Below are 24,523 nucleotides of genomic sequence, written 5' to 3'. Positions count from 1 at the left end.
TTTTTGGCATAGTTTGAATAATTTTAATTCATTTCTTTCACACTCTGGCGCGGATTTATACTGCAACCCTGAATTTTTAACGGGAAGAGAGAAATGGCGTTCGCGCTTCGTCCGCGTACCACGGATATCCTGCAACGCGTCACGGTGCCGCTGCAGCTGGTGCTGTATATCGCCCTGTTCGTTGCCAGTGGCCAACTGGTGAGTTGGCTGCATCTGCCGTTACCGGCCAACGTCGTGGGTATGGTGTTGCTGTTACTGTTGATCGTCAGCGGTATCGTGCCGCTGCGCTGGGTTAAAGCCGGGGCCAACTGGCTGCTGGCCGAAATGCTGCTGTTTTTTATTCCGGCGGTGGTGGCGGTGGTGAATTACAGCGACCTGCTGCGCAGTGAGGGCTGGCGCATCTGTGTGGTGATCGCCGTCAGTACACTGATGGTGCTGGCGGCCACCTCGCTGGTGGTCGATCGCTTATACCGCTTCGAACTGGCGCGCGCGGCGCGTAAGCAGGGCGATCGTGACTGACTTTATCATTAGCCTGTTGTGTCTGGCGCTGACGCTGCTGGTTTACTACCTCAATAAACGCCTGTACCGGCGCAGGCCCACGCTGCTGCTGATGCCGCTGGTGTTAACGCCGCTGGTGCTGGTGGCGCTGCTGCTGCTGACGCACGTCAGCTGGCAGGATTACATCGCCGAAAGCCACTGGCTGCTGTGGCTGCTGGGTCCGGCGACGCTGGCCTTTGCGGTGCCGGTTTACGAAAACCTGCACATTATCCGCCGCCACTGGCTGTCGCTGAGCGTGGGCGTTATCACCGCCACGCTGGTGGCCGTGTGCAGTTCGGTATGGCTGGCGCGGCTGCTGACGTTACCGGAGAGCATCCAGCGCAGCCTGGCGGTGCGCTCCATCACCACGCCTTTTGCGCTGGCAGCGGCCCAGCCGATTGGCGGCCAGCCCGATTTAGTCGCGCTGTTCGTGGTGATTACCGGCGTGTTTGGCATGGCGGTGGGCGACGTGCTGTTTTTACGCATCGCGATTAAGCAGGGCGTGGCGAAGGGCGCCGGCTTTGGCGCGGCCTCGCACGGAGCCGGCACGGCACGCGCCTATCAACTCGGCCAGCAGGAGGGCGTGGTCTCCAGCCTGGTAATGATGCTCTCCGGCGTGCTCACGGTGTTGCTGGCCCCGCTGCTGGGTCAGCTGTTGTGGCATGCCTGACGGGCAAATTTGAGCCTGGGCTCATATCAGAGTTTCCTCGCTTTGCTTACCGTTTGCGCGCGTAAACAACAAGGAAGCGAGAATGAAAAATACCACATTAGCATTAGGCCTGCTGCTGGCCGCCACCGGGACCAGTGCCGCTGAGATCGGCGGGCAGGGCGGCAGCCATTTCTGGACAGCCCGGATTAACAGCGACCGCACCGCACCAGGCGTGCAGGCAGCACTGGAGTATGTGCATGGTCATCAGCAAACCCATCTGCTCGACGCCAGCCTCGGCTACGGCTTTTCCCTCGGTGCGCTGCAGGTAGCACCGCGTATCGGTGCATTCTGGGCCGATGTGAAAACCACCTCAACATCGAGTCGCGGCATGAATGGCGGGATTCGTCTGATGGCACCTCTGCCGCAGGCAGGGGCTACCTGGCTCTATCTGGATTACAGCCTGTCGCCTGATTTTGCCAACCATAATCTGCATGCGCTGCATCAGCTGGAAGCGGGCGTCTATTACCAGCCGGCGAAGTGGTTATCACTCAGCAGCGGCTATCGCTACCTCTCCGCCAACGGTGATTATGGCCATGCCGATCAAAGCCTGATGGATGGCCTGTTTATCGGCGCTGCGGTGCGCTTCTGATCCCTCCACGGCCGTTCGCGGCCGTTTTCTGCCCGCTGTAACCCATTTTTACGTAAAGCTTTCCAAATAAAGTTGTGTCACGTCGCCGCGCTGTTTACCCTTTGCGCCGAATTATGTGTCCTTCATGGAGTGGATTGTTATGTTTAAGCAACTTGTTACGGGAAGCGTTTTAGGTCTGGCACTGCTGAGCGGCGGCGCGCAGGCGATTGAGGGCAGTGTTGACGTGGGTGAGCACAGCACCAACCTGAACCTTGGCCTCGGCACCGCTTCACCGGGTTTGTTTCTGAAAGGCAACTGGCTGCGCAGCGATCACGACGGCAGCACTTACGGCCTTGGTATGGGTTATAACCTGGATGTGGGTTATTTCCGCGTGGCACCGACGGCAAAAGCGCTGTTCACCCATCCGGAAGATGGCCGTGATGGCTTCACCGTGGCGCTGGGTGCCGGTGCGCAGTATAACTTTAACAGCATGTGGGGCCTGTACGGCGAATATTACTATGCGCCGGAAGCGTTCTCCGATCGTCTGGACAGCTATAAAGAAGCCTCAGGCGGCCTGAGCTTTACGCCGATTTCACTGCTGAACCTGCGCGTTGGCTATCAGTACATTGAGCTGAACAACAAAGGCGACCGTAAAGATAACGTGCTTGTCGACGGCCCGTACGTCGGTGCGTCGCTGCGTTTCTGATGACTGTACCAGGTGCGCATGAATGCGCACCCTACGAAATTCCGTAGGGTCGCCATTTATGGCGACCTGGTCAATCACCGCACCCTCTCAATCTTAATGTGCTTTCCCTTGCGAAATCCCGACGCCCGTTTGTGAACGGATGAACTGTCCGCGGAATTTCGCCCGCTCCAGCGCCCCCTGCTGGGAATGATCGGTAATGGAAAACAGCCAGGTGCCGACAAACGCGACCAGCATCGAGAACAGCGCCGGATACTCATACGGATAGACTGGCGTTGCGTGTCCCAGTACCTGCACCCAAATGGTCGGGCCGAGAATCATCAGCACCACCGCCGTCAGCAGGCCCAGCCAGCCTCCCACCATGGCGCCGCGCGTGGTCAGCTTTGACCAGTACATCGACAGCAAAATAATCGGGAAGTTACAGCTGGCGGCAATCGAGAACGCCAGGCCGACCATGAAGGCAATGTTCTGTTTCTCGAACAGAATGCCCAGCGCAATCGCCACCACGCCCAGCACCAGCACGGTAATCTTTGACACCCGCAGCTCTTCTCGCTCGGTGGCCTGACCTTTGCGGATCACGCTGGCATACAGGTCATGCGACACCGCCGAAGCACCGGCCAGCGTCAGGCCGGCCACCACCGCCAGAATGGTGGCGAAGGCTACCGCCGAGATAAAGCCGAGGAACAGGCTACCGCCGACCGCATTGGAGAGATGCACTGCCGCCATGTTAGTGCCGCCAATCAGCGCGCCGCTGGCGTCTTTGAAGGCCGGATTAGCGCCGACCAGCAGAATCGCGCCGAAGCCGATAATAAAGGTCAGGAAGTAGAAGTAGCCCATAAAGCCGGTGGCCCAGAACACGCTTTTGCGTGCTTCTCTTGCATCGGCGACGGTGAAGAAACGCATCAGAATATGCGGCAGGCCGGCGGTGCCAAACATCAGGCCCAGACCGAGCGACAGCGCCGAGATCGGGTCTTTCACCAGACCGCCTGGCTGCATGATTGCGCTTCCTTTCGGATGCACCGCCATCGCCTCGGTAAACAGCGTATTAAAGCTGAAACCGGTGGCTTTCATCACCATGATGGCCATAAAGCTGGCGCCAAACAGCAACAGCACCGCTTTGATAATCTGCACCCAGGTGGTGGCGAGCATGCCGCCAAACAGCACGTACAGCACCATCAGAATGCCGACCAGCACCACCGCGATGTGGTAGTCGAGACCGAACAGCAGCTGGATCAGCTTACCGGCACCCACCATCTGCGCAATCAGATACAGCGCCACCACCACCAGCGAACCGCAGGCGGAGAGGGTGCGGATGGGCTTTTGCTGCAGGCGATAGGACGCCACATCGGCAAAGGTATAGCGGCCCAGGTTACGCAGGCGTTCGGCTATCAGGAACAGAATCATGGGCCAGCCGACGAGGAAGCCGAGCGAGTAGATCAGCCCGTCGTAGCCGGAGGTGTAGACCAGCGCGGAGATACCGAGAAACGAGGCGGCCGACATAAAGTCACCGGCCATCGCCAGGCCATTCTGGAAACCGGTGATGTTGCCGCCGGCAGTGTAGTAATCGCTGCGCGAGCGGGTGCGTTTGGACGCCCAGTAAGTAATGCCGAGCGTGGCCGCCACGAAGACCACGAACATGATGATCGCTTCGTAGTTGGTGGCCTGTTTTTGCACCGCGCCGGTAATGGCATCGGCGGCAAATACGCTGGCTGGTACGATAGCCAGCGAGGCGGAGAGCAGGCGCTTCATGATTTCACCTCGCTGACAATCTGTTTGGTCAGGCGATCAAACTCGCCGTTGGCGCGCCAGACATAAACGCCGGTCAGCAGAAACGACACCACAATCAGGCCGACGCCGATGGGGATGCCGCGCGTCACATTAGTGCCGGCGTGTAAGGGCGTGCCGAGCCAGCCGGGCGCGAAGGCAATCAGCAGAATAAAGCCGACGTACAGTACCAGCATGATGAGGCTGAGCAGCAGCGCAAACGACTGACGTTTGTGCACCAGCTCCTGAAAACGCGGATTGCTTTCGATTTGTTGCCAGACGGCTTCCTGTTGGTTCAGGGCTTCGTTCATCACATTTTCTCCAGAGGCAAGGCAGACAGAAAACTCACGGCAACGTGATTTAACTGGCTGAATATTCTAGTTATAAAGGTTGTGCGATGGTGAAAAGCATACGGCGTAAGGATGGAAGAGCGGAGAGCTGCCTGCCGGGGACAGGCTGATACTCTCCGCCGGGTCAATGCCGGTTATGGCATGGTTATCGACTGTTTCTCCTCAAGCAATTTCTCCACCACGCCCGGATCGGCCAGCGTTGAAGTATCGCCAAAGTTGCTGGTATCGCCGGCGGCGATCTTGCGCAGAATACGGCGCATGATTTTGCCGGAGCGGGTTTTTGGCAGCGAATCGGTCCAGTGCAACACGTCTGGCGTGGCAATCGGGCCGATCTCTTTACGCACCCAGTTGCGCACTTCGCTGTACAGCTCTGGCGACGGCTCTTCGCCGTGATTCAGCGTGATATAAGCATAGATCGCCTGGCCTTTAATGCTGTGCGGTATCCCCACCACAGCGGCTTCGGCAATTTTCGGATGCGAGACCAGCGCGGACTCGATCTCCGCCGTGCCAAGCCGGTGGCCGGAGACGTTCAGCACGTCATCGACGCGGCCGGTGATCCAGTAATAGCCATCGTCGTCACGGCGCGCGCCGTCACCGCTAAAGTAGCGATTTTTAAACGTCGAGAAGTAGGTTTGCTCAAAGCGATCGTGATCGCCAAACAGCGTGCGTGCCTGGCCGGGCCACGAGTCAACGATCACCAGGTTGCCCTCGGTGGCGCCGTCCAGCGTATTACCTTCGTTATCCACCAGCGCCGGCTGGACGCCAAAGAACGGTTTGGTGGCCGAGCCGGCCTTCAGCTCGGTGGCACCGGGCAGCGGCGTAATCATGAAGCCGCCGGTTTCGGTCTGCCACCAGGTATCGACGATCGGGCAACGGCTGTCACCAATCTTTTTGTAATACCACTCCCAGGCTTCCGGGTTGATGGGCTCGCCGACCGATCCCATGATGCGCAGGCTGCTGCGCTGGGTGCCGGCAATCGCTTTATCACCCTCGGCCATCAGCGCGCGGATTGCGGTTGGCGCGGTGTAGAGCAGCGTGACCTTATGTTTATCCACCACTTCCGCCATGCGGCTGGGCTGTGGCCAGTTGGGTACGCCTTCGAACATCAGCGTGGTGGCCCCGCAGGCCAGCGGACCGTAGATCAGATAGCTGTGCCCGGTAATCCAGCCCACGTCGGCGGTGCACCAGTACACATCATCGTCATGATAATCAAAAACATATTTGAAGGTGGTGGCAGCATATACCAGATAACCACCGGTGGTGTGCAGCACGCCTTTCGGCTTGCCGGTAGAGCCGGAGGTATAAAGGATAAACAGCGGATGTTCGGCCTCGACCGCTACCGGCTGATGCTGATCGCTGGCTTTCGCCATCAGTTCATGCCACCACAGATCGCGGCCTTCGCGCCAGCCGGTCTCTTTGCCGGTGCGCTGGAACACCACCACGTTTTTCACGCTGGTGACGTTTGGATTGTTCAGCGCATCATCCACATTTTTCTTCAGCGGAATGCTGCGTCCGGCACGTACGCCTTCGTCAGCGGTAATCACCAGTTTTGCACTGGAATCCACTACGCGTCCGGCCACCGCTTCAGGTGAGAAGCCGCCAAAAATGACCGAGTGCACGGCGCCGATGCGCGCGCAGGCCAGCATGGCGACCGCGGCTTCCGGCACCATCGGCATGTAGATCGCCACCACATCGCCTTTCTTCACGCCAAGGCCGGTCAGCACGTTGGCGAAGCGGCAGACGTCGGCGTGCAGTTCACGGAAGGTCAGGGTTTTGCTTTCGCTGGCGTCATCGCCTTCCCAGATAATCGCCGGGTGATCGCCGCGCGTAGCCAGGTGGCGATCGAGACAGTTGGCGGCAAGGTTCAGCGCGCCATCTTCATACCAGCGAATCGAAATATTGCCGGGGGCAAACGAGGTATTTTTCACTTTGCTGTAGGGCGTCATCCAGTCGAGGATTTTGCCCTGTTCGCCCCAAAAGGCCTCAGGATCGTCAACCGACTGTTGATACAGCGCCGCATACTGATCGGCATTTATCAGGGCATTCGCTGCAATGGCAGCGGGTACGGGATGCTTGTGTATTTGGCTCATGGCTGACCTCCTTGAAGATGTTAATCATATGTCAATCAAAGGTTAATTGAAGAGTGAGGCCGGGCTTTGTTTCTGTTTTGCAGTCTGGATCACGACCTTGTGTAAGGCTGAAAAGTCACCCAATTCAATCTGTTTACCGGCGCAGGAAATGAGGCAAAACCACTGGCTGGATCAATAAAATTATGAACCAGCCGGTTAAATAAACAGCAAACAGACCGGCACGTTTTTTCAGCAATCCTGAATAGCTATGCGGAAAATTATCGAATTAACACTTTTCATAACAGCGAGTTATGACAGGCGCATGTCAGCAGCATTTTATGCTGCCTGGCTGTGCAGGATTTAAGCTATCGCCCCAGGGGTTGCATTTACCGTAGTGAAAATGGTACTTATCTCGGCCCTGTTCAGCAGGTATCAACTCAGGCTGCATCATCGCGCGGGCGCATAATGCCGGCGCAGCGGTAATTGATGCAGTCCATTATAACCCTCTATTTTATCGGGCTTTTGCTCACTTCCCTGTGTGTAATGTCTTCTGCACCTTCGCAGCAGAGCAAAGGGGTTTTAACTGAGGAAATAACGCGTTATGAAAGGTTTTAAACTCACCCTCGCGTGGCAGATTCTGATTGCCCTGATTCTCGGCGTTATCGTCGGAACCGTGCTGCATAATCAGCCAGACGATCGTGAATGGTTAATCACTAACATTCTTACTCCTGCCGGCGACATCTTTATTCATCTGATCAAGATGATTGTGGTGCCGATTGTTATTTCCTCACTGATTGTCGGCATCGCCGGCGTGGGTGATGCGAAAAAGCTCGGGCGGATTGGTGTGAAAACCATCATCTATTTTGAAGTGATTACCACCATTGCCATTGTGGTCGGCATCACGCTGGCCAACGTATTCCAACCCGGCAGCGGCATTGATATGTCAACGCTGGCAACGGTGGACATCTCTAAATACGAAGCCACAACGGAAGCGGTGCAGGGTGCGCCACATGGCCTGGTGACCACCATTCTGTCGCTGATCCCGCAGAATATTTTTGCCTCGCTGGTCAAAGGCGACATGCTGCCGATCATCTTCTTCTCGGTGCTGTTTGGCATGGGGCTGTCGGCGCTGCCGTCGGAGCATCGCGATCCGCTGGTGACCGTATTCCGTTCCATTTCCGAAACCATGTTTAAAGTGACGCACATGATCATGCGCTATGCGCCGGTCGGGGTGTTTGCGCTGATTGCCGTCACCATTGCTAACTTCGGTTTTGCCTCGCTCTATCCGCTGGCCAAGCTGGTGCTGCTGGTGTACGTGGCGATTCTGTTCTTTGCGTTCGTGGTGCTGGGTGCGGTGGCGCGCTTCTGCAAGTTGCGTATTACGACCCTGATGCGCATTCTGAAAGATGAGCTGATTCTGGCGTATTCCACCTCCAGCTCAGAGACCGTGCTGCCGCGCATCATGCAGAAGATGGAAGCCTACGGCGCGCCGAAGGCGATCACCAGTTTCGTGGTGCCAACCGGCTATTCGTTCAATCTGGATGGTTCAACGCTGTATCAGAGCATTGCGGCGATCTTTATCGCCCAGCTGTACGGCATTGACCTGTCGCTGACCGATGAAATCATTCTGGTGCTGACCCTGATGGTGACGTCGAAAGGCATCGCGGGTGTGCCGGGCGTCTCGTTTGTGGTGCTGCTGGCGACACTGGGCAGCGTCGGTATTCCGCTGGAAGGTCTGGCGTTTATCGCCGGTGTCGACCGTATCATGGACATGGCGCGCACCGCGCTCAACGTCATCGGTAACGCGCTGGCGGTGCTGGTTATCGCCCGCTGGGAAAACCAGTTTGATACCAAACAGGCCGCCGCCTACGAGCTGCAGCTGCGCACGCAAAACGCCAGCTAAGCGACATGCTCTCTGACTGAACCCGCCTTCTGGCGGGTTTTTTATGTTTTGCAGACAAGTCCTGTCGTGATGAGCTACTGAAGAAAGTTTAAATTTATACCCACCATAACCACTAAAATTGAATCGGTGGTTATGGTGGGTATATAATATTCACGATGACATCAGGAGGTTGTGTTGAGCAGCAGGGAGCTGATTAGGATGTTGCTTGAACGAGGGTGGATTCTGGATCGTGTTAAAGGAAGCCATCATGTGTTTGTCCGTGCAGATAAGCCATATCACATCTCGCTTCCTCATCCTGAAAAAGACCTGGCAACCGGAACATTACGTAAGCTATTGAAAATGATGGACTGATATACGGGGGCTTTGCCCCCGATTTGGAACAATTAGCAATGTCAGGTGCAGCAGGCATTGCAATGCTTTTCATGTCCGCAGTAGATAATCAAGAAGGCAATTTACATAAGGACTCACCATGAGATTCCCCGTTTATTTGCACAAAACAGAAAACGGCAGCTGGTCAGGTTTCGTACCCGACGTGCAGGGATGTTTTTTTGCGGGCAACACCGTTGACGAGGCGTTGAGCGATGCATTTGGTGCAATCGATGCGCATGTGGAATCGTTAGCGGACGCAGGCAAGGCCATTCCAAAAGCAGCCAGCGTTGAAACCCATATTAATGATGAAGAGTGCCAGGGAGGTTACTGGGCTTTCGTTGAGATTGATCTCAGTCGTTACGAAGGTAAAGCGGTGAAGCTGAACATCACCCTGCCGCAAAACTTACTGACCAAAATCGATAGCCACGTAGAAGCACACCGCGAATACGGCTCCCGTAGCGGCTTTCTCGCCGCGCTGGCACGCAGAGAACTGGCAAACATCTAGCGCTTCTTCTTAATCTAACCCGCCTTCTGGCGGGTTTTTTTATGCCCGCTACCGCAAAAGGTAAAAAAATTGACCTGAGCAGGAGGAATTAACAATTCTATATGATATATAGTTTCAAGAATAAATTATTCCTGAAGGGAGCGAACATGAATATTGATCTGAGCCAGATGATCACCGAGGGCCGCAACCCGGCGAGCCAGAACATTGACGAGCTGAACACGGAAGCGATGCTGCGCGTCATTAACGATGAAGACAAAAAAGTGGCGCTGGCGGTGGAAGCTATCGTGCCGCAGATTGCTGAGGTGGTGGATGCCATCACGGCGGCATTCAGCCAGGGCGGACGTCTGATTTACTGCGGTGCCGGGACCTCTGGCCGTCTCGGTATTCTCGATGCCAGCGAATGCCCGCCCACGTTCGGCACGCCGCGCAGTCAGGTGGTCGGGCTGATCGCCGGCGGCCATACCGCGATTTTACAGGCGGTGGAAAACGCCGAGGACAACCGCGAGCAGGGCGCGCAGGATTTAAAAGATATCGACTTTTCGGCGCGCGATGTGCTGGTCGGCATTGCTGCCAGCGGCCGCACACCTTATGTGCTTGGCGCACTGGCCTGGGCGAAGCAGCAGGGCGCCTTCACCGCCGCGCTGACCTGTAATCCCAACAGCGCCATGTCGCAGACGGCGGACGTCGCCCTGACGCCGGTGGTAGGCCCGGAAGTGGTCACCGGCTCGTCACGCATGAAAGCCGGCACCGCGCAGAAGCTGGTGCTCAATATGCTGACCACCGGCGCCATGATCCGCAGCGGCAAAGTGTATGGCAACCTGATGGTCGACGTAGAAGCCACCAATCAGAAACTGGTGCAGCGACAAATCAACATCGTTAAGCAGGCCACCGAATGTGACGATGCCCGCGCGCAGCAGGCGCTGGCAGCGTGCGGCGGCCACTGTAAAACCGCCATTGTGATGATACTGGCAGACCTGAGCGCCGATGAAGCGCAGGCGCTGCTGGCGCAGAACCACGGCTTTATCCGCCAGGCATTACACCACGCAGGAGCGCAATGATGGCGGCGATCACTGAAAGCTTATTACGCGATATCCTGCAGGCGGTCGGCGGCGCAGGCAACGTCGTGCACTGCGGTAACTGCATGACGCGTCTGCGTCTTACGCTGGCTGATGCCGCGCGTGTCGACAGTGCCCGGCTGAAAACGCTGCCCGGCGTGCTGGGTGTGATTGACAGCGATGCCCAGTTGCAGATTGTGCTCGGTCCTGGCAAAGCGCAAACCGCAGCGGAAAAAATGCAGGCGATGCTGAACTGCGCCACGCCAGAGGCGCCGGGCGATCTGCACAGCATCGCCAGCGCGCAGAAGCAGCAGATGAAAGCGAAGCAAACCAGCGCGCTGCACCGTTTTCTCTCCTGCTTTGCCACCATTTTTACCCCGCTGATCCCGGGCTTTATCGGTGCCGGATTGCTGCTGGGGTTTGCCACGCTGATTGAGCAGGTGTGCCATCTCAATCAGCCCGGGGAACACGCCCGCTGGCTGCTGGATACCGTGGCTTATATGAAGGTGTTCGGTAAAGGGTTGTTCACCTTCCTCAGTATCTTAATCGGCTATAACGCGCAGAAAGCGTTTGGCGGCACCGGCGTGAACGGCGCGATTATCGCCTCGCTGTTTGTGCTGGGGTATGTGCCGAACGCGACCGTCGGCTATTACAGCGGCATGCAGGATTTCTTTGGCCTGACTATCGATCCGCGCGGCAATATTATTGGCGTGCTGCTGGCGGCGATATTTGGTGCCTGGCTGGAGAAACAGCTGCGCAAAATTATCCCGGATAATCTCGATATGATCCTCACCTCGCTGCTGACGCTGTTAATTACCGGCGCGGTGACGTTTCTGGTGATCATGCCGATTGGCGGCGAGCTGTTTAAAGGCATGTCGTGGCTGTTTATCCACCTGAACAATAACCCGTTCGGCTGTGCCATTCTGGCCGGTTTATTCCTGATTGCGGTGATGTTCGGCATTCACCAGGGTTTTATTCCGGTCTATTTTGCGCTGATGGAAACCCAGGGTTTCAATTCGCTGTTCCCGATACTCGCCATGGCCGGTGCCGGTCAGGTCGGTGCTTCGCTGGCGCTGTGGTGCAAAGCCGACAAGCATTCGCTGCTGCGCAGCCAGATTAAAGGTGCCATCGTGCCAGGTCTGCTGGGCGTCGGTGAGCCGCTTATCTATGGCGTGACGCTGCCGCGTCTTAAACCGTTTATTACCGCCTGCTTCGGCGGTGCGCTGGGCGGCTTCTTTATCGGGCTGGTGGCGTGGCTCGGTCTGCCGGTGGGCATGAACACGGTGTTTGGCCCGTCAGGACTGGTGACGCTGCCGCTGATGACCTCATCGCAGGGCATCTTTGCCGGTATGGCGGTCTATCTGGTGGGGCTGATCGTGGCGTGGATCGGCGGCTTTGTCTTTACCTGGTGGGGCGGCACCAAAAACGTCGATTTAAGTTAAAAAAGCCTGCGTCAGCAGACCGTCAAGAGGTCTGATGTCATTAAATGGATGATTTTGCTGCAATTGTGGGCTGGCTCACAATTGCAGCATTTCGTTAGCGCTGCTTATTATTGAGCGGGAGAATTATCACCCATCCAGACTTTACTGGAGTGGCTGAAAATAAATGACGTGATATTAATGTGTTATCACTATAAGCCTTATTTAAACCAGGGTTATAGCCTTTCATTTCCTGCGAAATTCTTATTTCATCCTGATAAATATCTCCGGGCTCGCTTTTGATCTGTGCAGCTATAAAGTCTATATAAGCAACAGCTTTCTCCTGATTTTCACGCATCAGCGGCACCCTCTGTGCCCATAATTAACCACTTGATTCGTTTTGTGAAAATAGAGTTCGCCCATCTGCCCCTTTGTTCTTTTTTCGCTGTGCTTTCACAGCGTCGCTGATTGCTTGTTACTGGAGGTTGTATGAGATTCACCCGGAATCCCATTGCGTTAGGGATCGTCGCTGCGCAGGCGGTGTTTTATTTCCCCGGCGTGGGGGAAGCGGCAACACTGGGCGCGTATAATCCGCGCGATAACGACCAGCAGAGCGGCGCGCTGATCGTTAACGGCGGTAGCGCAACCTTAACCGGTAATCAGGCGTTTGAGCCGGGCATCGACGGGGCGGTCAACACCACGCTCGGCCAGGTGACCATCGCGGCGGGCGCACAATACCTTAATCAGGCACGTCTCGATCCCGGTCCGCAAAATCTCGCCATCACCGTGCCGGATCCCACTACCGGCGGCAATACCACCTTTCAGGTTTTTGATTCCGCCAGCCTGGTGGCGCAGGCACCGGTTACCGCCAGCACGGTGGTGCCGGATCTGCAAAACGTGAATGACAATCAGTATATCGACGCGCGCATCGCCGACGTCAGCGGCAGTGGCAGTTCGCTGGATGTCAGCATTGGTCAGGCTAACGCCAACAGCAGCGCCAGCACCAACGCCTGGACCATGGCGGCCAAAAACACCACGCTGTTTCAGGTCAGTAACGGCGGCACCCTCAGCTGGAACAACAACAACCGCATCACCTTCAATGGTTCTGCGGCCAACGTTTCCGGCGGCCAGGTGACCGACAGCCTGGCGGTACAAAACCTCGCCACCTATAACGGCAGCTTTAGCGTGCAGACGCTGGACGGCAAAACCACCGCCTTCAACGTCACCAATGCCAGCCAGCTGCAAAGCTACAATAACTGGCTGGTGAGCCAGCTGCAGGCCGGCAATCTCGCGCCGGCCAGCTACCTCAGCGCGTTCAATCAGGCGGTCACTATCACCAACGGCGATATTGTCTATAACGTCAGCGCCACTGCGCCGGATGAAGTGACGCAGCCGATAGGTAGCCGCGTGGTGATCAATGCCGAAGGCGCCGGTTCGCAGGTCACTATCGCCGCCGGTAAAACGCTGGAAGTGGTAGGGGCCAGCGATGGCGCGGTACGCGTGGCCAGCGGGGCCAATGCCACCATCGACGGGAAACTGGCGAGCCGCGGCACCGCGCTGGCACTGGATGGCGCGACGGCCACCAACAGCAGCAGCGGCGTCATCAACGGCGGCTTCCTCAACCGTATTGATGGCACCGGCGTCGGCGCGGCCAGCAACAACGCCACGGCGGTAACGGTGCAAAATGGCGGCGATTTCACAAACAATGGCGTGCTTAACCTCGGTACTACCGGCAGCAATCTGACCAACGGCGTGGCGGGCATCCGCCTTGATGCCAATGCGCAGGCCAGCAACAGCGGCAATATCAACGTGGGCGTCAACGGTTCCAGCGCGCGCGGTACCACTTCCGGCGTGCTGCTCACCAGCGACAGCAGCCGATTTACCAACAACAGCGGCGGCACGATTTATCTCGGGCGAGGCGCGCAGAACAGCCTGAGCGACAACGTGGCGGAGACTGCCCTGAACCAGAGCGGGCTGACCAGCGGCATTGCGCTGCTGGCCAACGGTAGCGCCACCAACGACGGGGCGATTGTGATTGGCTCGCGCGTACAGAACGCCGCCGGGATGTCGGTCAGCGGTGCCAGCAATGCCACGCTGATTAACAGCGGCACCATCGACGTCAACGGCAGCGCTGCGCGCGTGCCGCGCGAGAACGTCGGCATGCTGGTCACTAACAGCAACGGTACGCTGGAGAATCGCGGCACCATCAACCTCAATGGCGTTAACGGCACCGGCCTGAAAGTGCTGGCCACCAGTGGTAACAGCGCCGCCGCCAGCTCCACCGGGACCATCAACGTGGCAGGCGGAGCCGATCCGGCCAGCGGCACGCGCAACTTTGGCGTGTGGGTGGAAGGCCAGGGCAGCGGCACTGCCGCAGCGAACGTGGACGGGCCGATTAACCTCACCGGCAACGGCGCGATTGGCGTGCACGCGCGCGGCAACGCCACGGTTAACGTCACGCAGAATGCCATTCCCCGCTTCAGCACCGGCAGCAATCAAATTGGTTTTTTTGCCTATGGCCCGAATGCGCTGATCAACGTGGACGACAACAACGCGTTTGACGTCACCACCACTAACTCGACGCTTTTCCGCATCGAACAGGGCGCGACGTTTGACGGGACTAATACCACGCTGACCGCCTCCGGCGCGGGTGCGGTGGCGGTGAACGGCACCGGCGGTGGCGGAACATTGGTGAAGACCAACAACGCCACGATTAACGTCAGCGGCACCGGTGCCACCGGCGTCAATATCGAGGGCGGTGCGCAGGGCAATATTGACGCGGCGACCACCATTACCCTCAGTGGCAGCAACGCCACGGGCGCGATTGCCGACGGGCAGAAACATACGCTGACCGGTGCTAACAGCCGTGCGCCGGTCGCCAGCACGCGGCTGACCTCCGCCGCAGAACTCAATTCGGCGCAGAACGGCATCACCGGCTATCTGGCTCGCAACCGCGCGCAGCTCAGCAACAGCGGCAACATCAACTTCAGCGGGGCCAATACCACTGGCCTGCGCGTGGAGAGCGGGGCGACCGGCAGCAACAGCGGCAACATCAGCATCAGCGACGGCGGCACCGGAATCGCGGTGAACAGCGCGGGCAGCACCTTCGCTACCACCGCCAGCAACAGCGGCAACATCGACGTCAATGGCGGCAGCAGCACCCGCCGTACGCGCGGCGTCAGCGCCAGCGGTAGCCAGGCCGTGGCGAACCTCAACGGCGGTACGCTCACGCTCAACGGCAGTGGTGCCATCGGCGCCGAAGCGCTGGACGGTGCGCTGGTGAATATCGCCGCCGGATCGACGCCGATCTTTAACAATAGCGACCAGATCGCCTATCACGCTGCGGGTAACGGTTCACGCATCCGCGCCGCCACCAGCGCGCTGGATGTCAGCACGCGTGGTTCCACCGGCTACCGCCTTGACGACGGCGCGGCACTGAGCTTCAGCACGCCGAACAGCCTGAGCGCCAGCGCCGCCAGCAGCACCGGCGTGATTGTTTCCGGCAGCGGCAGTAACCTCAACAGCGCCAACCTCAATCTGACCGCCAGCGGCGAGGAGAGCACCGCCGTGCGCGTCGAGGGCGGCGCAGCGGCGACGCTCGACGGCAGCAGCACCATCACGCTCAGCGGCAACAACGCGGTGGGCGTGCTGGTGAATACGCTGCGCAGCGATCTCAGTAATGCGCTGGACGGCAGCGCTGCCGCCACCCGCGTCACCAGCAACGCCCGCATCAGCGGCGCTGGCAACGGTGCCGTTGGCTTTGACCTGACCAACGGCGCGGCACTGGAGAACAATGGCGCACTGACGCTGACCGGCAGCAACAGCATCGGCATGCGCTCGCGCGCCGGCAGCACGCTGACCAATAATGGCGTGGTTAACGTCAGCAGCGGCACCGGGTTAGATGTCGGCGGCAGCGGCACCACGCTGGCGCAGGGCGGCAGCATCAATGTTGATAACGGCGTGGCCGGCGTGCGCATCAGCGACGGCGCACAGCTGGCGCTGACTGGCAGCGATACGCTGATCACCACGCGCGGCACGGCGCATGGCATTTTGCTCGACAGCGGCGCGGCGGCGCTCAGCGCGCGCGACGCCACCATCAACGTACTGGGCAGCGGCAACGGCATCGAAAACCGCGCGGAGCTGGACAACGTTAGCCTGAGCAACCTGACGCTTAACGTCGGCGATGGCAACGGCATCCGCACCGCCGTCGCGTTCGATCCCGCCTCCACCGTGACCACCCATGTATCCGGCAGCGGTAACGGTCTGACTATCGCCAACGCCGATGGATCGACCACCGGCGGCGATCTGATGCTGGGTTCGGGTTACGTTTTCAATGTCACCGGCGCCGGCGGCACCGGGATTCGCGCCAACACCACGGGAAATATCGTCACCGCCGCCAGCGTCAATATCAGCAATGCGGCAGGCGGTTCGGCGCTGGTCTCCAGCACCGCCGGCACCATCGTCAACCGCGGCACACTGCGCTCCAGCAGCCTGACGGCGCCGGTGGTCGATCTGCGCGGCGGCAAAACGGTATTCGAAAACCTTGGCACAATCGTAACCGCCACGGCGCAAAGCGTGGCGGTGGCGGGCAGTAACGCCGACGATGTGATTTTGCTGACCCAGGGTGACGTGCTGGGCGACATCAATCCTGGCGGCGGCAGCGACACGTTCCGCTGGACCGGCGGCACGCTCAACGGCAGCCTGACCATGGGCGCAGACAACAACAATATCGCCGAGGTCAGCGGCGTCGATCTCAGCACTACTTACCATCTCACCAGCGGCAACGGCACCGGTAACAGCCTGACCTTCGACCAGATTACGGCGCGCGGCGGCAGCTTCAGCGCGGATGACCTGAGTAAAGGCGTTAACCTCGGCAGCGGCTGGAGCATCATTAACTTCGCGGATAGCCGCTGGACGCTGACCGACAACCTGCAGCTGGCGCACAGCACCATCAACATTGATGGGCGCTCAACGCTGTACGCCGGTGACAACGTGCATCCCACACTGGCGGGCGGCACAGCGGATTCGCTGCAGGTGAATAACAGCGGTACGCTGGACCTCACCAATGGCGGCGGTTCGCCAGGTAATACGCTGGACATCAACGGCTCGCTGGCGTCGATGGGCGGTCAGGCGAATCTGGTGACGCGCCTCAATGACGGCGGCGCGCTGAGCAACCAGTTCACCGACCACATCAACGTCAGCGGTAACGCCAGCGGCACCACGCTGCTCAACGTCAGGCTCGATGCGGCAAGCAGTGCGGCGCTCACCGATCGCAACCGCAACGGCGGCATTGAGGGCAATGAAGGCATTTCGCTGGCGCAGGTGGGCGGCAACGCTGGCCAGAACAGCTTTGCGCTCAGGGATGGCTATCTCGGTGCCGGACCGTGGCAGTACCGGCTGTACAGCTTCGCGCCGGGCAGTAGCGATCCGGCGCAGCGCCTGCTGAGCGGCAGCGGCAACAATTACTGGGATTACCGGCTGGCAAACTACTACGTGTGCGAGGACAGCGATAGCTGCCAGCCGGCGCTGGTGACCAGCGGATTTGGTACGCCACAGCGCTACGATGCGCGTCCGGCGGTGGTGCCGCAGGTGCCCTCGTACATTTCGGCACCGGTTGGCCTCGCCTATTACACCGCCGCGATTATTGATGACCTGCACAAGCGTCTCGGCGAACTGCGTCACGAGCAGACGCGCCCGGCGGGTCAAGGCGGTGAGATGTTCCTGCGCTATATCGGCTCGAACCTGAAATACAAAAGCGACCGCAGCTTTAGCGATTACGGCTACGGGTTTGACCTCGACTACAGCGCGGTGCAGCTTGGCGGCAATCTGCTGCGTCTCGACGGTGAGCAGGACAGCCTGCGCGGCGGCGTGGCCTACACGCGCGGCAATACGCGCATCCGTCCGCAGGCGGCAGACGGTTACAGCAGCACCAGCTTCGATAGCGACAGCCTGGCGCTGTACGGCACCTGGCAGCGCCAGAGCGGCTTTTACCTTGACGGCGTGCTGTCGTTTGACTGGCATCGTGGTGAAACCGACATTGCGCGCCAACAGCGCGAGGCAAAGCTGAAGGGCCACGGCTGGACCGCCTCGCTGGAGAGCGGTTATCCGTTTGAACTCGGCGAGGGCTACAAGCTGGAGCCGCAGGCGCAGCTGATGTACCTGAAACTGAACATGAACGATTTCACGGATGAGGACAATAACCAGGTGCGCTATGGCGATTATCACCAGACGATTGGCCGTCTCGGCGCGCGTCTCGACCGCAGCTGGACTGATGACAGCAACCGCCAGTACACGCCTTATCTGCGCGCGAATTATTACAAAGGCTGGGGCGGCACGGCGCAGACGTCGGTGTCGGCAGCTGATAACCCGGCGCTCGGCGCCAGCTTCAGCAGCGGTAATTTTGGCCAGATGTGGGAAGTGGGTGCCGGCGGCACGGTGACGCTGCAGCAGGATGTGTCGCTGTACGCCGAAGCGGATTATCGCAAGGAGATCGACGGCAACGGCGCCAGAGGCTGGCGTTACAACCTCGGCGTGCGCTGGCAGTTCTGACAGTACATGCATATGACGCGGTCGCCGTGAACGGTGTAATGCCGACCGGTCAGGGCAGCCGCAAATCGCACAAAATTTGTAGCGGCGCGATTTATCGCGCAATAAATTGCGCCGCTACCAAATGTGCAACGATTGTCGAACAGTTTGAGGTTCAACTGACAAACTTATCGTACTCAGCCAAAGCTCGATCTCATTTACCCTAAATGATTTTTTATCGATCCCGCCCGCGGCCAGAACTGTGAAGCGCCGCGCACTCCGGCTTTATTAAGAACAAAAATTAAATAGCCGCGCTAAAGCCAGGCCATTGTGCTGCCGAAAAGGTAAAAAAGTATTATCGATTTCTCTTCAGTCTGCGTTTTGCAAGGACTCACACATGCGTAATAACCAGCCCATCACCCAGCGTGAATTCGTCTTCGACGATCGCGCCACGCTGATGTCGACCACCGATCTCAACAGCCACATCACCTACGCCAACGACGCCTTTATTGAGGTCAGCGGATTCAGCCCGGAAGAGGTCAACGGCCAGCCGCACAACATGGTGCGTCATCCGGATATGCCGCCGGAAGCGTTCGCCGATATGTGGAGCACGCTGAAGCAGGGCGAACCCTGGACCGCGCTGGTCAAGAACCGGCGCAAGAATGGCGATCACTACTGGGTGCGCGCCAATGCTATTCCGGTGGTGCGCGAGGGCAAGCTACAGGGCTATATGTCGGTACGCACCAAACCGTCGGCGGAGGAGGTCCGTCAGTGCGAGGCACTGTACCGTGATTTTCGTGAAGGGCGTGCCAAAGGGCGTCGCTTCCATAAAGGGCTGATTGTCGGCAGCGGCTGGCGGCGACTGACCTCAGTGCTGAAAACGCTGCCGCTGCGCTGGCGCATTCGCAGCACGCTGATCGCGCTGCTGCCGTTGTCGGTGCTGAGCGTCTGGCTGCTGGGCATGGCACCGCTGGCGATCGGCTGCTTCAGCGGCGGCATGGCCGGACTGCTGCTGCTGGCCAGCCTGTGGCTGGAGCAGCAGATCTCGCGCCCGATGGAGCGCATGTGCCGTCAGGCGCTGAGCGTGGCCACCGGCGCCAGCCACAAAGTCGAGCACATCGATCGGGTGGATGAGATCGGCATGACGCAGCGCGCTATCGGCCAGCTCGGCCTGATGTTCCGCTGGCTGGTGGATGACGTCAGTGGCCAGGCGATCAACGTCCTGAGTGCCAGCGACGCCATCGCGCGCAGCAATGATGAGCTGAGCCGTCGCACCGAGCAGGCGGCGGCGAACGTGCAGCAAACGGCGGCGACCATGAACGAAATGACTGCCACGGTCAAAAGCAACACGGAAACTGCCAGCGAAGTGAATACGCTGTCGGCCAGCACCAGCGCAGCGGCGATCAAAGGCGGTGAAGTGATGCAGGAGATGGTCGGCATGATGGCGGAAATTGCCGACAGCTCGAAGCGTATCGCCAACATCACCAGCGTGATCGACGGCATCGCTTTCCAGACCAATATTCTGGCGCTGAACGCGGCGGTGGAAGCGGCACGTGCCGGTGAGCAGGGTAAAGGCTTTGCGGTGGTAGCGGGCGAGGTGCGCAGTCTGGCACAGCGCAGCGCCAAAGCCGCCAGCGAGATCAAAAACCTGGTGGAAACCAGCGCCGGCCGCGTGCAGTCGGGCAGCGATCACGCCGATGCGGCCGGCCATACGATGCAGGCGATTGTCGATCAGGTGCAGAATGTCACCGCCCTGATCGCGCAAATCAGCGCGGCGACGGCCGAACAATCCATCGCGCTGAGCGAAGTCAGTAGCGCGGTGGAGGATCTCGACGACATCACCCATCAGAACGCGGCGCGCGTGGCGGAAGGCGCAGAAGCCTCCGGCCGAATGGCGCATCAGGCCAACCGGCTGGTTGAAGCGATCAGCGTGTTTCGCTAAGTTTCACGACGCTTCACGTCCGGCGCGCAGTGCGCCGGGCGGTGTGCCGACAATGCGTTTGAAGGCGCGACTGAAGGCGGCCAGTGAACCGTAACCGAGGTGGAACGCCACGCTCTCCACCGCTTCGCCATCGTTAACTATGCGCTCCACCGCCAGACGCATGCGCAGTTCGGTAAGGTAGCGCAGCGGCGTCATGCCGGTGGCGTTTTGAAAGCGCGCGGCAAACACCGAGCGTGAACTGCCGGATTCGCGCGCCAGCCGCTCCACCGTCCAGTTTTCGCCGGGCGCGCGGTGCATGGCCGCCATCGCCAGGCTGAGGCGCGGATCGCGCAGGGCCTGCACCAGCCCGCTGCCCTGACCACAGCCATTCTCCACCCAGCCCCGCACAATTTGCGCCGCCACCACATCGGCCAGCCGCGACAAAATGCCGGCAAAGCCCGCTTTGCGCTGACGCGTTTCACGCTCCATGGCATCCAGAATCGGCTGGATTTCCGGGTATTGCGCCAGCAGCGTGCTGACCAGCATCACGTCCGGCATGGTGTGCACCAGCGGCTGCATGCCGCCCAGCTCAAACGCCATGCAGGCGCTGAATAAAATCACATCGCTGTCGTCCGGGCAGGCATCCGCGTCCGGCGCATCGTTAATGGCGCACACGCTGTCGCAGATGGGTTTGCTGTTAAAGGTAGCGATCGGCACGCACACCGCATCTTCGCCGGAGATTAGCGCGTGCGGCTTACCGTGCGGAATCAGCAGTGCATCGCCCGCCTGCAGCGGATAGACGGTGCCGGAAGTGGAGCGAATCAGCAGCGAGCCGCGGCCAACAAAGTGCAGTTGCGCCTTGCCCGGCGCGTCATCATATTGCAGGCCAAACGGCGCATGCAGCGCGATGCGCTGATATTTGACGCCGTACAGGCGCATGCCCATCAGCAGTTCGCTGGTCAAATCTTCATAGCGGCTCATACAATCCAGACGAATTATCAAAAAACAAAGTTTCTGTATCATAGATCGTCTTGCGTCGTCTCTCTATGCTTACAGCCTGATATTTTGTGATGGGGATCGCAGATGAGTCTGGATACTGAAGTAGTGGAAACAAGCATTGCGGTAGAGAAACCCGCATGGGGCGCGGTGTTCGCCATGGCGTTTGGCGTCTTCGGCCTGATCACCGCAGAATTTCTGCCGGTGAGCTTGCTGACACCGATTGCCGACTCGCTGCGCGTCAGCGAAGGGCAGGCGGGCCAGACGGTCACGGTTACCGCGCTGGTGGCGCTGCTGACCAGCCTGGTGATCGGTAATGTCACGCGCCGCCTCGACCGCCGCCTGGTGATGCTGGCGTTCACGTTGCTGCTCATCGCCTCGGCGCTGCTGGTGGCGTTTGCCGAAAATCTGCCGATGATCTTACTGGCGCGCGTGCTGCTCGGCATGGCGATTGGCGGCTTCTGGACGCTGTCGACCGCCATTACCATGCGGCTGGTGCCCGCCGATCAGGTGCCGCGCGCGCTGTCGATTGTGTTCAGCGGTATTTCGCTGGCCACCATTATTGCCGCGCCGCTGGGCAGCTATCTTGGCGGGCTGATTGGCTGGCGTAACATCTTCCTGCTGACCGGTGTTTTGGGCGTGCTGGCGCTGTTCTGGCAGTTCTTCACCCTGCCGTCGATGCCGCCGGAGAACAAAGCGCGCAGTGGCGGCGTGCTGGACCTGCTGCGTCAGAGCGTGATGCGCTGGGGCATGCTGGCGGTGATCATGATGTTTACCGGCCATTTTGCCTTCTTTACCTATCTGCGCCCGTTCCTGGAAACCAGCGCGCAGCTGAATGTGAATCAGCTGTCGCTGGTGCTGCTGGCGTTCGGCGTGGCGAACTTCTTCGGCACCTCGCTGGCCGCGTGGCTGGTGACGCGCAGCGTGTCGCTGACGCTCACCGGCATGGCGCTGGTGATGAGCGTGACGGCGGTGCTGCTGGTGAGCTTTGGCCACGTCTCCTGGCTGGTGGCGAGCGGCGTCGCGCTGTGGGGGCTGGCGTTTGGTTCAATGCCGACTGGCTGGTCAACCTGGCTGTCGCGCGCGGTGCCGGACGACGCCGAATCGGGCGGCGGGCTGCTGGTGGCCACTATTCAGCTGGCGATCACCGCCGGTGCGGCGGCCGGTGGCTGGATGTTCGATCTGCAGGGCGCGGGCGGCGTATTCCTTGCCAGCGGCGTGCTGATGCTGCTGGCCGCCATCACCATCTTTACCCGCGTGCGGCATCACGGTTAAATCCGTTACCGCCATCAGGCGCGCCGCGACACGCTTCAGGGTGTGTCGCGGCGCCGCTTTTGCCGCGTATGCCTGGTCTCACCAATCACAGCAATAAATCCTGCCTTTTATTCAAATCGTGGTTTTTTAACCCTTTGCGCACAGGTTGCGCTAAACGTGCTTTTTATAGTCAAAATATTCGAATGACTTAGGCAAATCTCTGCGCTTTTTTTTGATCGGTTGCCGGCCTACTATATATCTCATCAAGGCGATGTCGCCTTATTCAATCAAACATCATTAAGGAAATGACCATGAAAACCATCAAAACTTTTGCTGCTGTTATTGCTCTCTCTGTTCTGCCATTTGCCAGCTTCGCGCAAAGCGTGACCGCTACCGCCTCTACGCTTGACGGTGCTGAAGCGCAAATCGCTGCTAAAGCGCAGGAACTTGGTGCTTCCTACAAAGTGACTGAAGCCAACTTCAACAACGGCGTTCACATGACCGCAGAACTGACCCAATAACTTTGCCATACCCTCTGTGCTGACAGGGTGCCTTCGGGCGCCCTGGCGGTGTTGCTAACGCCATAAAATCCTGTCCCTTTTCCGCATAAATGATTATTATTCGCAAAAACTAACATCCTTATCGGCTCGCCTCGGGCTGAATTTCTTATTGGTTGCAATGTCGGGCTTTCATTTCACTGCCGCACGGCGGTGGTTTTGCTATGGAGAAGTTATGAAAGCGAATAAAACAATGCAGTGGGCGCTGCGTCCGCTACTGGTGGCCACGGCGTTGCTGTCCTGCAGCGCGCTGCAGGCGGCGGAAACGCAGCCGCTCAATCAGCCGATCGCCAAAGGCGCCTACGAACTGGCCTTCAGCAACAGCGACAACGCGCTGTTCCTCGCCACGGCGCAAAACGCCGGCAATCCGCAGGGCGGTACCGTGTACCGTCTCGATCCGCAGAATCTGGCGGTGAAGCAAACCATCAGCACTGAACTGAAGACCTTTGGTGCCGCCATCAATCAGCACACCAACGTGCTGTACTTTGGCAACACGGTCAACGGTGCGCTGACGGCAGTGGATGCCAGCAGCGGTAAGGTGATCAACACACTGGTGCTGGATAGCCGCAAGCGCGGTGACACGGTTCGTCCGCTGCAGCCGCGTGAACTGGTCGCGGATGCGCTAACCAATCGCGTGTACATCACCGGTCTCGGCGCGCAAAGCGTGGTGTGGGTGGTGGATGGCAAAACACTCCAGCTCATCAGCACTATCCCGAATACCGGCAAAATGGGCACCGGGCTGGCACTGGATGCCGCCGCGCAGAAACTGTATGTCACCAATGCCGATGGCGAGCTGGTCACCATCAATACCCGCCTGAACGCGATTGAAAAGCGCCAGAAAATTGACGGTGATAAAGAGCACTTTTTCCTGAATATTGCGCTGGATAGCAAAGGCCACCGCGCTTTCCTCAGCGATGCGAAGCAGCCGCAGGTGCTGGTGCTGGATACCCGCACGCAGCAGGTGATTCAGCGTATTGAGGTACCGGAATCGCTGGCGGTGCTGTTCAATGCTGACCGTGACGAGTTGTATGTCACGCACCGTAAAGCCGGTGAGATCAGCATCATCGATGCCAGCAGCTATAAAGTGAAACGCACGGTGAAAGCGCCGGGCCTGCCGAACAGCCTGGCGCTCTCCGCCGATGGCAACACGCTGTTCGTCAGCATCAAGCAGCCGGGCTCACGCAAGGAACCGCCAAAAAACCCGGACAGCGTGTTACGCATCGCGCTGTAGGGCGTAATTATCCGAAACTCAGGGGCGACGTGTGTCGCCCTTTGCATTTCCGGCCTTGATCCCCCCTTTCCCGCCCGGCTTACGCTACC

19 protein-coding genes are annotated in these 24,523 nt (G+C 59.0%); 14 read left to right on the top strand and 5 right to left on the bottom strand.

Annotated features, from left to right (window positions below):
* The first annotated feature begins 93 nt into the window (after nucleotides 1-93).
* The 4 genes from C1N60_RS18010 to C1N60_RS17995 all read left to right on the top strand — a co-directional run bounded on the left by C1N60_RS18010 (nucleotide 94) and on the right by C1N60_RS17995 (nucleotide 2,520).
* Nucleotides 94-519, top strand: coding sequence for a CidA/LrgA family protein (locus C1N60_RS18010; protein WP_104187852.1), 426 nt, complete (start codon nucleotides 94-96; stop codon nucleotides 517-519).
* On the top strand, nucleotides 512-1,207 hold the full coding sequence (locus tag C1N60_RS18005) for an LrgB family protein (RefSeq protein ID WP_021507825.1): 696 nt from the start codon (nucleotides 512-514) through the stop codon (nucleotides 1,205-1,207). The genes C1N60_RS18010 and C1N60_RS18005 overlap by 8 nt, the downstream gene beginning before the upstream one ends.
* 82 nt (nucleotides 1,208-1,289) lie before the next feature.
* A complete protein-coding gene (locus C1N60_RS18000; protein ID WP_211726532.1) occupies nucleotides 1,290-1,835 on the top strand; it encodes a YfaZ family outer membrane protein in 546 nt (181 codons plus the stop codon).
* 139 nt (nucleotides 1,836-1,974) lie between these two features.
* Entirely contained in the window at nucleotides 1,975-2,520 is a 546-nt protein-coding gene (locus tag C1N60_RS17995) for a YfaZ family outer membrane protein (RefSeq protein WP_394521163.1), read from the top strand.
* A gap of 93 nt (nucleotides 2,521-2,613) precedes the next feature.
* Here C1N60_RS17995 and C1N60_RS17990 read toward each other — a convergent pair whose 3' ends face one another.
* From C1N60_RS17990 to acs, 3 genes are all read right to left on the bottom strand, one after another.
* On the bottom strand, nucleotides 2,614-4,266 hold the full coding sequence (locus C1N60_RS17990; RefSeq protein ID WP_021507822.1) for a cation acetate symporter: 1,653 nt from the start codon (nucleotides 4,264-4,266) through the stop codon (nucleotides 2,614-2,616).
* Nucleotides 4,263-4,592 (bottom strand): DUF485 domain-containing protein, encoded by a 330-nt coding sequence (locus C1N60_RS17985; RefSeq protein WP_021313201.1) that lies wholly within the window; start codon nucleotides 4,590-4,592, stop codon nucleotides 4,263-4,265. Before C1N60_RS17985 ends, C1N60_RS17990 begins: the two co-directional genes overlap by 4 nt.
* Nucleotides 4,593-4,765: 173 nt before the next feature.
* Nucleotides 4,766-6,721: an acetate--CoA ligase gene (acs, locus tag C1N60_RS17980; RefSeq protein WP_058774926.1), complete on the bottom strand. Its 1,956-nt coding sequence runs from the start codon at nucleotides 6,719-6,721 to the stop codon at nucleotides 4,766-4,768.
* A gap of 580 nt (nucleotides 6,722-7,301) precedes the next feature.
* Between acs and gltP the strand changes: the two genes are divergently transcribed.
* The 5 genes from gltP (at nucleotide 7,302) to murP (ending at nucleotide 11,974) form a co-directional block, all read left to right on the top strand.
* Nucleotides 7,302-8,603 (top strand): glutamate/aspartate:proton symporter GltP, encoded by a 1,302-nt coding sequence (gene gltP, locus C1N60_RS17975; RefSeq protein WP_021507820.1) that lies wholly within the window; start codon nucleotides 7,302-7,304, stop codon nucleotides 8,601-8,603.
* A 198-nt stretch (nucleotides 8,604-8,801) separates the two neighbouring features.
* A complete protein-coding gene (locus C1N60_RS17970) occupies nucleotides 8,802-8,954 on the top strand; it encodes a type II toxin-antitoxin system HicA family toxin (protein WP_338019788.1) in 153 nt (50 codons plus the stop codon).
* A 118-nt stretch (nucleotides 8,955-9,072) separates the two neighbouring features.
* Nucleotides 9,073-9,477, top strand: coding sequence for a type II toxin-antitoxin system HicB family antitoxin (locus C1N60_RS17965; protein ID WP_058757543.1), 405 nt, complete (start codon nucleotides 9,073-9,075; stop codon nucleotides 9,475-9,477).
* A gap of 146 nt (nucleotides 9,478-9,623) precedes the next feature.
* Nucleotides 9,624-10,535 (top strand): N-acetylmuramic acid 6-phosphate etherase, encoded by a 912-nt coding sequence (gene murQ, locus C1N60_RS17960; RefSeq protein WP_394521162.1) that lies wholly within the window; start codon nucleotides 9,624-9,626, stop codon nucleotides 10,533-10,535.
* The gene (gene murP / locus C1N60_RS17955; RefSeq protein ID WP_058780881.1) at nucleotides 10,535-11,974 is read left to right on the top strand and encodes a PTS N-acetylmuramic acid transporter subunit IIBC; all 1,440 of its coding nucleotides are present in this window, start codon (nucleotides 10,535-10,537) and stop codon (nucleotides 11,972-11,974) included. The genes murQ and murP overlap by 1 nt, the downstream gene beginning before the upstream one ends.
* A gap of 94 nt (nucleotides 11,975-12,068) precedes the next feature.
* Here the strand turns inward: murP and C1N60_RS17950 are convergent, their stop codons facing one another.
* A complete protein-coding gene (locus C1N60_RS17950) occupies nucleotides 12,069-12,308 on the bottom strand; it encodes a hypothetical protein (RefSeq protein WP_260642008.1) in 240 nt (79 codons plus the stop codon).
* Nucleotides 12,309-12,439: 131 nt separating this feature from the next.
* On the opposite strand from C1N60_RS17950, the gene C1N60_RS17945 reads away from it, so the two are divergent.
* A complete protein-coding gene (locus C1N60_RS17945; RefSeq protein WP_394521161.1) occupies nucleotides 12,440-18,499 on the top strand; it encodes an autotransporter outer membrane beta-barrel domain-containing protein in 6,060 nt (2,019 codons plus the stop codon).
* Nucleotides 18,500-18,872: 373 nt separating this feature from the next.
* The gene (locus C1N60_RS17940) at nucleotides 18,873-20,417 is read left to right on the top strand and encodes a methyl-accepting chemotaxis protein (RefSeq protein ID WP_058774921.1); all 1,545 of its coding nucleotides are present in this window, start codon (nucleotides 18,873-18,875) and stop codon (nucleotides 20,415-20,417) included.
* A gap of 3 nt (nucleotides 20,418-20,420) precedes the next feature.
* Here the strand turns inward: C1N60_RS17940 and C1N60_RS17935 are convergent, their stop codons facing one another.
* Nucleotides 20,421-21,377: an AraC family transcriptional regulator gene (locus C1N60_RS17935; RefSeq protein ID WP_394521160.1), complete on the bottom strand. Its 957-nt coding sequence runs from the start codon at nucleotides 21,375-21,377 to the stop codon at nucleotides 20,421-20,423.
* Between the two features lie 102 nt (nucleotides 21,378-21,479).
* Between C1N60_RS17935 and C1N60_RS17930 the strand changes: the two genes are divergently transcribed.
* The 3 genes from C1N60_RS17930 to C1N60_RS17920 all read left to right on the top strand — a co-directional run bounded on the left by C1N60_RS17930 (nucleotide 21,480) and on the right by C1N60_RS17920 (nucleotide 24,434).
* A complete protein-coding gene (locus C1N60_RS17930) occupies nucleotides 21,480-22,667 on the top strand; it encodes an MFS transporter (protein ID WP_058757539.1) in 1,188 nt (395 codons plus the stop codon).
* Nucleotides 22,668-22,957: 290 nt separating this feature from the next.
* Nucleotides 22,958-23,167, top strand: coding sequence for a YdgH/BhsA/McbA family protein (locus C1N60_RS17925; RefSeq protein WP_058757538.1), 210 nt, complete (start codon nucleotides 22,958-22,960; stop codon nucleotides 23,165-23,167).
* 211 nt (nucleotides 23,168-23,378) lie between these two features.
* A complete protein-coding gene (locus C1N60_RS17920) occupies nucleotides 23,379-24,434 on the top strand; it encodes a 7-bladed beta-propeller protein YncE (RefSeq protein WP_241798049.1) in 1,056 nt (351 codons plus the stop codon).
* The last annotated feature ends 89 nt before the right edge of the window (nucleotides 24,435-24,523 follow it).

It is taken from the genome of Pantoea sp. SGAir0184, assembly GCF_043544755.1.
Note: the sequence above shows the minus strand (reverse complement) of the source record. Positions and strands in the feature narration are given on the sequence as shown.

What these genes read in the sequence shown, in the direction of transcription:
- C1N60_RS17920 (WP_241798049.1), top strand. Translation starts at nt 23,379, where the DNA reads ATGAAAGCGAATAAAACAATGCAGTGGGCGCTGCGTCCGCTACTGGTG.
- C1N60_RS17925 (WP_058757538.1), top strand. Translation starts at nt 22,958, where the DNA reads ATGAAAACCATCAAAACTTTTGCTGCTGTTATTGCTCTCTCTGTTCTG.
- C1N60_RS18010 (WP_104187852.1), top strand. Translation starts at nt 94, where the DNA reads ATGGCGTTCGCGCTTCGTCCGCGTACCACGGATATCCTGCAACGCGTC.
- acs (WP_058774926.1), bottom strand. Translation starts at nt 6,721, where the DNA reads ATGAGCCAAATACACAAGCATCCCGTACCCGCTGCCATTGCAGCGAAT.
- murQ (WP_394521162.1), top strand. Translation starts at nt 9,624, where the DNA reads ATGAATATTGATCTGAGCCAGATGATCACCGAGGGCCGCAACCCGGCG.
- C1N60_RS17935 (WP_394521160.1), bottom strand. Translation starts at nt 21,377, where the DNA reads ATGAGCCGCTATGAAGATTTGACCAGCGAACTGCTGATGGGCATGCGC.
- C1N60_RS18000 (WP_211726532.1), top strand. Translation starts at nt 1,290, where the DNA reads ATGAAAAATACCACATTAGCATTAGGCCTGCTGCTGGCCGCCACCGGG.
- C1N60_RS17930 (WP_058757539.1), top strand. Translation starts at nt 21,480, where the DNA reads ATGAGTCTGGATACTGAAGTAGTGGAAACAAGCATTGCGGTAGAGAAA.
- C1N60_RS17990 (WP_021507822.1), bottom strand. Translation starts at nt 4,266, where the DNA reads ATGAAGCGCCTGCTCTCCGCCTCGCTGGCTATCGTACCAGCCAGCGTA.
- C1N60_RS17945 (WP_394521161.1), top strand. Translation starts at nt 12,440, where the DNA reads ATGAGATTCACCCGGAATCCCATTGCGTTAGGGATCGTCGCTGCGCAG.
- C1N60_RS17940 (WP_058774921.1), top strand. Translation starts at nt 18,873, where the DNA reads ATGCGTAATAACCAGCCCATCACCCAGCGTGAATTCGTCTTCGACGAT.
- C1N60_RS17970 (WP_338019788.1), top strand. Translation starts at nt 8,802, where the DNA reads ATGTTGCTTGAACGAGGGTGGATTCTGGATCGTGTTAAAGGAAGCCAT.
- C1N60_RS17950 (WP_260642008.1), bottom strand. Translation starts at nt 12,308, where the DNA reads ATGCGTGAAAATCAGGAGAAAGCTGTTGCTTATATAGACTTTATAGCT.
- C1N60_RS17995 (WP_394521163.1), top strand. Translation starts at nt 1,975, where the DNA reads ATGTTTAAGCAACTTGTTACGGGAAGCGTTTTAGGTCTGGCACTGCTG.
- C1N60_RS17965 (WP_058757543.1), top strand. Translation starts at nt 9,073, where the DNA reads ATGAGATTCCCCGTTTATTTGCACAAAACAGAAAACGGCAGCTGGTCA.
- murP (WP_058780881.1), top strand. Translation starts at nt 10,535, where the DNA reads ATGGCGGCGATCACTGAAAGCTTATTACGCGATATCCTGCAGGCGGTC.
- gltP (WP_021507820.1), top strand. Translation starts at nt 7,302, where the DNA reads ATGAAAGGTTTTAAACTCACCCTCGCGTGGCAGATTCTGATTGCCCTG.
- C1N60_RS17985 (WP_021313201.1), bottom strand. Translation starts at nt 4,592, where the DNA reads ATGAACGAAGCCCTGAACCAACAGGAAGCCGTCTGGCAACAAATCGAA.